This window comes from Paraburkholderia sp. Cy-641 (assembly GCF_011752945.1).
Classification (GTDB): Bacteria; Pseudomonadota; Gammaproteobacteria; order Burkholderiales; family Burkholderiaceae; genus Paraburkholderia.
The window spans coordinates 75163-84517 of record NZ_VWWM01000039.1 but is presented as its reverse complement, the minus strand read 5'-3'; the positions used below and the strand labels follow the sequence as shown (position 1 = coordinate 84517).

Here is a 9355-nt window from a genome sequence, read left to right as displayed (position 1 = left end):
TGAAGCGAAACCAGCCGCGATCGACGATCGCGAGCAATTGCCGGCCATCGCCGAGCGCTTGCGGATCGACCGCGATATGGCAGGTTTGCGGGTCCTGGATCAGTTGATCCTCGACGATATTCGGCAGCGCCTGACGCAGCTTCGGACCGCGCAGCGGCGGCAGCGTCGCGGGCATCAGCAGCAGGTCGCGCGCGGCGACCATCAGCACGGCCACGCTCGCGCGCGGCAGCAGCGCGAGCGCCGAACGGCCGGCGCGCTGCGTGCGGCCCGTCTTGTCGAGCAGGACGAACGGCAGCTCGGGCAGTTGCCATTCCTGCGAGGGCACCGCCGGATCACGCGGCGGCAATAGAACGATCAGCGTGCTCAAAGGCCACTCTCTCTCGGGATTGCGTAGTTCATAGTTGGTCTTGCACCCGCACGATACGCGTAGTGTGAGTCAATGGATCGCGATAGACGAGTGTCGTCCGGTCCACGGTGGCGCGCTCGTGCTGCACGCTGCCGTGAACGAGGAAGTAGCTCGAATTGACGTCGAACTCGCTCGCATCGATCGACGCCGACTGCACGCCTGAGGCGGTCAGCGCGAGCTGCACGTCGCCGGTGTTGCGGAAAAACACGGTCTGCCGGCGCGCAACGAGCGTCTGCGCCTGCGACACCGTCATGCCTGTGACGACGGCCGCGATCACTTCGGCCGACGCGGTATTCATATTGAGCGCCGTAATCGTTGGCAACACGGTGACGAACGGGCGCAGACGCTCGACGATTTCGGGCGTGTAGCCGGGAATGTCGAGCAGCGAGTCGACGCTGATCATCTGCAGCGGCGCGACCGCCGGGTTCTCGTCGGCGTCTTCGATGCCGGGCTGGCTCGTGAAGCTGCCGCCGCCTGTGCCACCCCCGCCCCCACCGCCGCCGACCGGCGTCGCGCTGCTCGTCGGCGTGCCGGTCTGGAAGCGCGTCGCCGATTGCGAGAGCGCGGCGCGCATCTGCAACGCGGTGGCCTTGGCGAGCTGGCCGCTCAGGCCGAGCGAGATCAGCAGGCGCTGATACGCGGCGGTCTGCTCCGCGTTCAGCTGCATCACGCCGGGCGCGGGACTCGCCACAAGATTGCGCAGATTGAATTTGGCCTGCGCGTCCTCGATCGAACCGGACAGATACGTGGCCGCGCCTTCCTCGGCGCGCACCTCGCCGATCTGTCCGAGGAAATCGGACAGGCGCGTACGCGCGATCGGCACACCCCACAAGCCGCCCAGATACGTGATGCCCGCCGACGTGTCGCCTTCCGAGCGCAAAATCAGCCGCGTCCAGTCGAGCGCGCCGCGCGCGACCCATTGCGCCTGCGAGAGCAGCCGCTGGTTTTCGATGCGCCGGACCTGCACCTGCTGACGCCACAGCATGCCGGCGACGAGAATCGCCGAGAGCGAGACGACGAGCAGCGCGCTGATGATCGCGACGCCACGCTCGCGCGCGCGACGCCCCTGAACGCGAGCGCGCACTCGCGCACCCGATGCACACCGCCGCCGCGATAACGGGGAGAACGTCATTTCATTCTCCGATCAGAAAAACACGCGTGACGGGCCGCGCAAGCGAGGTCGCGCCGATGCGCACCTCGAGTCCCGTCGCCGAACGCGGCATCGGCGCATTGCCGAGCTGCGGCACCCTCAGATTGTTGGCGGCTTCGCCGATCGCGGCCTGCACGTCGTTCATCTGCGTGGTCCAGCCGAGCTTCGGCACGTACAGGCGCGCCGAGATCGAGCCGACCCCGCCCATCAGCGGGATCGCGTTCCAGCCCTCGCTGTCGCCGCCGTTCAGCGCGCGCCGCAATTCGCCGACGTTGCCGAGCGGCGGCGACGCCGAGCGCACCACGCGTCCATTGGCGATCCGATAGCGCACGACCTGCAGACGCGGCGCCTTGCCCGGCAAAACCATGTACCGAACGATCTGCAGCGTGTTGCCGGAGATCGAGACCGCGGCCTGACCGGCTTCATCGTCGCTGGCGGCCTGGCGCGCGTCGATGCGCATCTGGTCGAAGAGTTGCGCGAACACGCGCTCGTTTTCCATCGCGTTCGTAATCGTCGTGCGGCCGCGGATGATCTGGTCGAGCCCGCGCCACGACAGCACCGCGATCACCGCGAGGATCGCAATCGCGACCAGCAGTTCGATCAGCGTGAAGCCACGCGCGCCGACCCGGCGGCGGCGCTCAGAGCGAGCGGTTGTTTTCATTCGCGACCACCGTGACCATCTGAGCGAGATTGCCGGAGCGCCCAGGCATCGTCACCATGACTTCGACACGGCGAAACACCGGATTCGGCGTCGCCGTCACATGTTCGGTACAGACCAGTTGCAGATTGCCCTGCGAGCAATCGAAGCGCGTTTCGCCGACGTTCGGCCAGCCGTGCGTCAGATGCAGTTGCGCGAGCGCGTTGTCGGCGCTCCAGCCGGCGAGCAGACGCTGATGCAGATCGGCCTCGCCGCTCGCGAGACTGCCGACCGCGCGCAGCGACGCGGCGAGCGCGACCGCGATGATCGCGAGCGCGACGAGCACTTCGATCATCGTGAAGCCGCGCGCGGCGCGACGCGAAACATGGCCGCGCGGCTTGCGGTTCGTGCGGCGGGGAAGGGCGCAGGTGTTCCTGCTGCGGCGAAACATGTCAACGCACCTCGTAGCGGCCATTGCCGGTGCCGACGATCGTCGCCTGTCCGGCCGCCGAAAACAGCGTGACCTGCACCGGCACGTCGATCGCCTCGGTGCCGAAGACGATGCGATCGGCCTGCGAATCCGAACCGGGATAGCTGATCGAGACACTGGTCACGCCGCCTTCCCATCGACGCGGCCCGAGCAGGTCGTCGCGCAACGGACGCCAGCCGTCCTCGGTACGCAGATCGAAACGGAAACCGCCGTCGTACGGCTGCCATGCGATCGGCCGCGCGCGCACCTGCGCTTCGTCGCCGGCCGATTCGAACAGCAGCGCGAGACGCTGTGCTTCCTCGTTCAGGTCGGTGCGCGGATTGCGCGTCATCGTCACGGCGGTCAGCGACACGAGCAGGCCCGCGATCACGAGCACGACCATCATTTCGAGCAGCGTGAAGCCGGCCGCGCGGCGCCGGCTCGCGTGCGTGGACATCATGTAACTCTCGGAATACCGATACGGACTATTGCCACGAACCGACGTCGGCATCGTTGCCTTCGCCGCCGGCCTTGCCATCGGCCCCGTAGCTGAACACGTCGATCTCGCCGTGCACGCCCGGATTCAGATACTGGTACGCATTGCCCCACGGATCGTTCGGCAGACGCTCGAGGTAGCCGCCGTCCTTCCAGTTGTTCGGCACGGGGTCGGTGCTCGGCTTTTCGATCAGCGCGCGCAGGCCCTGCTCCTGGGTCGGATAGCGGCCGTTGTCGAGGCGATAGAGCTTCAATGCCTGCATCACGGTGCCGATGTCCTGCTTCGCGGCGACGCGCCGCGCTTCGTCCGGACGGCTCATGATCTTCGGCACGATCAACGCGGCGAGAATGCCGAGAATCGCGATCACGACCATGATTTCGATCAGCGTAAAACCGCGCTGGCGACGGCTGCGCGAACCCGCGTTGTCAGCGCGGCGAATGGTCGACAGTTGCATAGCTTGCTACCTCTTTTCAGGTGAAATTTTCGACTTGGGCGCATATTGAACACGCCGGGTCGGTCATTTTAATGTCATGGAGTTGAAGGGTTTCAACCCACCGAAATTTTCACAATAGTCCGTACAATGTGCGCATGAACGCCATCCAAATCCGCCTCCTGTCGCTCGCGCTGTTCGCCGCTTTCTGCGCGACGCTGACCTACTGGGTCATCACCCTCACCACGATGTCCGGCGCGCCGTTGCCGGCTGCCGCCGCGCATGCGCAGGTCTCGACCGAGCAGGCCGCGACGCTGTTCGGCGGACAGCTGCAGCGCAACGTCAATCAGGACATCCATCTGTTCGGCATCCTCGCGTTACGCGAAGGCGCTGCGGCGATCGTCAGCGTCGGCGGCGAACCGCCTCATGCGGTGTCGCTCGGCAGCACGCTCATGCAAGGCACCAAACTCTCCGAAGTCCGCGCCCGCTCGATCATCATCGACCGCAACGGCGCGCACTCCGAAGTCTTCCTGCCTCCCAACGCGAGCGGCCCGACCATCTACGTACGCTAAACCAGAAACGGTTGCGCGGCCGCTGCGGCCCGCCGCGCCATCCTTTCCGTTTCTTCCTCGCCTTTCAGTTCTTCCTCGCGCTGCGGCTGCCCGTTACTGCACGAGGTTGTTCAACTCGATGATCGGCATCATCACCGCCAGCACGATCACGAGCACCACGCCCCCCATCGCCAGAATCAGCAGCGGTTCGAGCAGGCTCGTGAGGAACATCGTGCGCCGTTCGAGTTCGCGCGCTTCGCCTTCGGACGCGCGATCGAGCATCGTCGTCACGTCGCCGGTCGCCTCGCCCGAACGGATCAGGTGCACGAGCACCGGCGGAAACGTCTTCGTGTTGCCGAGCGCGCGCGACAGCGAGGTGCCTTCGCGCACGCGCACGATCGCATCGTCGATGTTCTCGCGCATCGCGTTGTTGCTGAGCGTTTCGGCGGCGGCCTGCAACGCGCGCAGAATCGGCACGCCCGCCGCGGTCAGAATGCCGAGCGTGCTTGCGAAGCGCACGGTGTTGTAGCCGCGCACGAGCTTGCCGAGCAGCGGCGCGGTCAGCAGCCAGCGGTCGAACGCGAGACGCGGGCCGGGCTGCTTCAACGTCGAGCGCACCAGATACGCGACCACGACGACGCCGATCAGCATCGCCCACCACCAGTGCCGCACGAAGCCCGACAGCGCCATCATCAGCACGGTGAGAATCGGCAGCTGCTGCTTCGTGCTCGCGAACACGTTCACGACCTGCGGCACCACATAGCTGAGCAGGAACGTCACGATGCCGAACGCGATCAGCGTGACGACCGCCGGATAGGTGAACGCAAGCACGATCTTCTGCTTCAATGCATTGCGCTGCTCGATGTAGTCGGCGAGCCGCGACAGCACGAGGCCGAGCTTGCCCGTATGTTCGCCGGCCGCGACGAGCGCCCGGTAAATCTCGGGGAAATCCTTCGGATGCTGCGTGAGCGCATTGGCCAGCGAATGACCGCCGAGCACTTCGGCGCGAATCGACGCCATCAGCTCGCGGATGTAATCGCGCTCCGACTGCTCGGTCAGCACCGCGAGCGCTTCGTCGAGCGGCAGCCCCGCGATCAACAGACTCGCGAGTTGCCGCGTGAGAATGGCCTGCTCGCGTTGCGACAGACGACGCCCGAGCGCGAGCCGTTGATCGCGCTCGCCGCGCGTGCGCGAGGCGGCCGGTTCGACGACGAGCGGCGTGAGCCCTTGCGAGCGCAGGTTCGTGCGGGCACTGCGCGCGCTGTCCGCGTCGAGCACGCCTTTTTGCGCCTTGCCCGCGGCGTCGATCGCTTCAAAACGAAATGCCGGCATGCGCTTATGCTCCGCCCGTCACGCGAATCACTTCCTCGAGCGAGGTGAGCCCCGATTCGAGCCAGCGCTCCGAATCCTCGCGCAGCGTACGCATGCCCTGCGCGCGGCCCGTTTCGAGAATTTCCGCATCGGCCGCGTTGCGATGAATCAGCGTGCGGATCGATTCGTCGATCAGCAGCAGTTCGTACACGCCGCGCCGTCCCGCATAACCGGAGTGCCCGCACCGGTCGCAGCCGACCGGATGCCAGCGCTTGCTGCCGTCCTCTTCGGTGCGCTCTTCGCGGCATACCGGGCACAGCCGCCGCACGAGCCGCTGCGCCAGCACGCCGAGCAGCGACGAGGCGAGCAGATACGGCTCGACGCCCATGTCCGTGAGACGCGTCACGGCCGAGGCCGCGTCGTTCGTGTGCAGCGTCGCGAGCACGAGGTGGCCCGTGAGCGATGCCTGCACCGCGATCTGCGCCGTTTCGAGGTCGCGGATTTCACCGATCATGATGACGTCCGGGTCCTGCCGCAGAATCGAGCGCAACGCGCGCGCGAAGCTCATGCCGATCCGCTCGTTGACCTGGGTCTGACCGATGCCCGACAGGTCGTATTCGATCGGGTCTTCCACCGTCATGATGTTGGTGGTCGCCGTCTCCAGCCGCGACATCGACGCATACAGCGTCGTGGTCTTGCCCGAGCCGGTCGGGCCCGTCACGAGCACGATGCCGTGCGGCTTGCCGATCAGCTTGTCGAACTGGCCGAGCGTGTCCGAGGCCATGCCGAGCGCTTCGAGATTCAGGCGCGAGGCATCCTTCTCCAGCAGACGCAGCACCGCGCGCTCGCCGTGTCCGGTCGGCAGCGTCGAGACGCGCACGTCGACCGGGCGGCCGCCCACGCGCAACGTGATGCGGCCGTCCTGCGGCAGACGCTTCTCGGCGATGTCGAGCTGCGCCATGATCTTGATGCGCGAAATCAGCGCGCCGTGCAGCGCTTTTTTCGGCCGAACCACATCGCGCAACGTGCCGTCGACGCGAAAGCGCACGACCGACGCGTTCTCGAACGGCTCGATGTGAATGTCGGAAGCCTGTTCGCGCGCGGCTTGCGTGAGCAGCGCGTTGATCATGCGGATGATCGGCGCGTCGTCTTCCGATTCGAGCAGATCCTCGACCTCGGGAATGTCCTGCATCAGGCGCGACAGATCGACTTCGCCTTCCACCTCGCCGACCACCTGCGCAGCGCTGCCGTCCTGGCGAGCGTAGGCCTGGTTGATTGCCTGCGCGAGTTCGTCGGCCGGCATGCGCACGACCGAGACCGCGCCGAAATTGCGCGCGACCTCGGCAAGCGCCGCGTCGCTCGTGCGTTCGCTGATCCAGACTTCGAGGCTGTCGGGGTGCTGATGCGCGACGAGAATCTGGCCGCCGCGCGCGAAGCCGTACGGCACGAGCCGGGCCGCGAGCGGCGAGGGCGCCGCGTGCTCGCCGACGGCCTCGCCGTGGTGCGTGCGCTGCGATTGCGCGGGCGTCTGCGTCACGGACGCGCTCCCGGCGACATCGTGCTCGGCTCGACGCTGCTCGCCGGGGCGATGACGGCGGGCTGCGGCACGAGTTGCGTCATCGCGGGCTGCGCCGCTTGCGGCACGGCCTGTTGCGGCGTTTGTTGGGGAGCTTGCTGCGGCATCATCTGCTGACGGCGCATCTGGTTCAGATCGAACAGGTTCATCGCGGGCACGCCACCCTGGCTCGGGCCAATCGGCATCGGCGGCACGACCGGATCGTCGCGATCCTTCATGATGTTGTTGTCCGAGCGGTACGCGCCCTGCACGCCCTGGATGTAGTCGTAGCGGTTCGCCGTGACAGCCTGCGCGGTATCGCGATCGCTGATGATGACGGGACGCAGGAACACCATCAGGTTGGTCTTGTCGCGCGTCTTCTGCTCCGAGCGGAACAGCTGGCCGAGCCACGGAATGTCGCCGAGCAGCGGCACCTTGCTGTTGCTGACCTGGTAGTTGTCCTGCATCAGGCCGCCGAGCACGATGATCTCGCCGTTATCGCACAGCACCGTCGACTGGATCGAGCGCTTCGTGAACTCCGGGCCCGCCGGGTTCGTCGTCGAGTTGTTCGTGCCGTTCACGATCGCCGAATCTTCGGTGTAAAGCTGCAGCTTGAGGATGCCGCCTTCGGTGATCTGCGGCTTCACGTGCAGCGTGAGACCGATGTCGACGCGGTCGAACGTGTTGAATGCCGCGCTCGTCGTGCCGCTCGTCAGGTTCGAGTACGAACCGGTCTGGATCGGCACGTTCGTACCGACGACGATCTTCGCTTCCTCGTTGTCGAGCGTAATCAGGTTAGGCGTGGACAGCACGTTCGCGTCGGCGGTCTGCGAGAGCGCCTGCAGCAGCGCGCCGAGACCCTGTACGCCGAAGAGGTTGTGAATCCAGCCGACGTTCAGGCCTTGCTGAAGCGTGCCGTTGCCGAGCGCCGAGGCAAGCCCGAGACCGCTGGTCGCGCCGGCTGTCGCGCCGGCCGTTACGGCCGCGGCCGTCAGGTTGACGATGCTGTTGCCGGAGCCGGCCGCCAGGTTCGTGCCGGCGAACAGCGAATTGTTCGCGACCTGCCACTGGATGCCAAGATTGCCGCTCGTGTTCGAGTTCAGCTCGACGATCAGCGCCTCGATGTAGACCTGCGCGCGGCGCGCGTCGAGCTGATCGATCACGGCGCGCAGATTGCGGTAGACCGGGTCCGGCGCGGTGATGATCAGCGAGTTGGTCGCGGAGTCGGCCGTAATCATGCCGCCGCCCTGGTTGTCGTCGCTCTTGTTCTTGTCGCCGCCGAGAAAATCGCCGTTGTTATTCGAGCCCGAGGCGCCGCCGCCCATCGGCGAGGCCATCGAGCTGCTGCCGAGGCCGCCCGACGGCAACGGCGGCGTGCCGGACGTGCCCGTCGAGTTGCTGCCCGACAGGCCGCCGCTGCTATTCTGGTTGAACGAGTTCGCTTCGTTCGAGCCGCCCGACGAACCGCCTTCGCCGCCGCCGCTCTTGCCGAGCATGCTGCGCAGCGTGCGCGCGAGCTTCGTCGCATCCGCGTTGCGCAGCGGCACGACGTGCATGTTGCCTGGCATCGTGGTCGGCGTGTCGAGCTGCTTCGCGAGTTCCCGCGCGGCGGCAAGGCGCGCGCTGTTCGAGGCGCGGATCAGCAGCGAGTTGGTGCGCGGGTCAGACGAAATCGATACCTTCAGCGTCGCGTCCGTGCTGCCGATCGAGCCCGGGTCGAGCATCTTGTTCATCTGCTGGGCGATGTCGATCGCGTTCGCGTTCTTCAGCTGCACGACCGCGACCGACTGGCCCGCCGCGCTGTCGACGCCCGCAATGATCTGCGCGATGCGCCGCACGTTGTCGGCGTAATCGGTGACGACAATCGTATTGTTGGCCGGATAGGCCGCGACGGTATTGTTCGGCGAGATCAGCGGACGCAGCACCGGCAGCAGGTTATTGGCCGATTCGTTCTTCAGCGTGAAGACCTGCGTGACCACCTGGTCGCCGCGCGCGCTCGGCGTATTGCCGACGTAGGTCGGCACGCCCTGCAGCTTGGCGTCGGCCTCGGGCACGACCTTCAGCACGCCGTGATCCTGCACCAGCGCGAAGCCCTGCATGCGCAGTGCCGACTGCAGGGTTTTCAGCGCCTGATCTTCAGGTACAGCGTTTTCGGAAACGAGGTTCAGCTGTCCCTTCACCCGTGGGTCGACAATGATCGTTTTGCCGGTTGCGGCGCCGATCGCCTTCGCGACCTGATCGATGTCGGCGTTCACGAAATTCAGTGTCACCTCTGCCTGTGCTGTCTGCGCGGTGATCAACCCAGCCACCAGCAGCGCCGTTGCCACGCGACGCAAAGCCATACAATTTC

General features: G+C 66.2%; 10 protein-coding genes. 1 reads left to right on the top strand and 9 read right to left on the bottom strand.

Going from position 1 to position 9355, the window contains the following annotated elements; all coding sequences use genetic code 11:
- The 6 genes from gspL to gspG all read right to left on the bottom strand — a co-directional run.
- A partial coding sequence (gspL, locus tag F3J20_RS21120; protein ID WP_240162854.1) for a type II secretion system protein GspL occupies window positions 1-367 on the bottom strand: 367 nt, incomplete at its 3' end.
- Between the two features lie 28 nt (window positions 368-395).
- The gene (gspK, locus tag F3J20_RS21115; RefSeq protein ID WP_167284420.1) at window positions 396-1538 is read right to left on the bottom strand and encodes a type II secretion system minor pseudopilin GspK; all 1143 of its coding nucleotides are present in this window, start codon (window positions 1536-1538) and stop codon (window positions 396-398) included.
- Between the two features lies 1 nt (window position 1539).
- On the bottom strand, window positions 1540-2217 hold the full coding sequence (locus F3J20_RS21110; protein ID WP_167284419.1) for a prepilin-type N-terminal cleavage/methylation domain-containing protein: 678 nt from the start codon (window positions 2215-2217) through the stop codon (window positions 1540-1542).
- Complete coding sequence (gene gspI, locus F3J20_RS21105; protein ID WP_167049126.1) at window positions 2195-2644, bottom strand: type II secretion system minor pseudopilin GspI; 450 nt, start codon at window positions 2642-2644, stop codon at window positions 2195-2197. Before gspI ends, F3J20_RS21110 begins: the two co-directional genes overlap by 23 nt.
- A gap of 1 nt (window position 2645) precedes the next feature.
- Complete coding sequence (locus F3J20_RS21100; RefSeq protein ID WP_240159290.1) at window positions 2646-3122, bottom strand: GspH/FimT family pseudopilin; 477 nt, start codon at window positions 3120-3122, stop codon at window positions 2646-2648.
- 25 nt (window positions 3123-3147) lie between these two features.
- The gene (gene gspG, locus F3J20_RS21095; RefSeq protein WP_167049124.1) at window positions 3148-3612 is read right to left on the bottom strand and encodes a type II secretion system major pseudopilin GspG; all 465 of its coding nucleotides are present in this window, start codon (window positions 3610-3612) and stop codon (window positions 3148-3150) included.
- A 134-nt stretch (window positions 3613-3746) separates the two neighbouring features.
- Between gspG and F3J20_RS21090 the strand changes: the two genes are divergently transcribed.
- The gene (locus F3J20_RS21090; protein ID WP_167284418.1) at window positions 3747-4160 is read left to right on the top strand and encodes a type II secretion system protein N; all 414 of its coding nucleotides are present in this window, start codon (window positions 3747-3749) and stop codon (window positions 4158-4160) included.
- Between the two features lie 93 nt (window positions 4161-4253).
- Here F3J20_RS21090 and gspF read toward each other — a convergent pair whose 3' ends face one another.
- The 3 genes from gspF to gspD are packed head-to-tail and all read right to left on the bottom strand — an operon-like array spanning window position 4254 to window position 9347.
- Window positions 4254-5471, bottom strand: a complete 1218-nt coding sequence (gspF, locus tag F3J20_RS21085; protein WP_167049120.1) for a type II secretion system inner membrane protein GspF — start codon at window positions 5469-5471, stop codon at window positions 4254-4256.
- A 4-nt stretch (window positions 5472-5475) separates the two neighbouring features.
- Entirely contained in the window at window positions 5476-6987 is a 1512-nt protein-coding gene (gene gspE / locus F3J20_RS21080) for a type II secretion system ATPase GspE (RefSeq protein WP_167284417.1), read from the bottom strand.
- On the bottom strand, window positions 6984-9347 hold the full coding sequence (gene gspD, locus F3J20_RS21075; RefSeq protein ID WP_167284416.1) for a type II secretion system secretin GspD: 2364 nt from the start codon (window positions 9345-9347) through the stop codon (window positions 6984-6986). Before gspD ends, gspE begins: the two co-directional genes overlap by 4 nt.
- Window positions 9348-9355 lie beyond the last annotated feature (8 nt).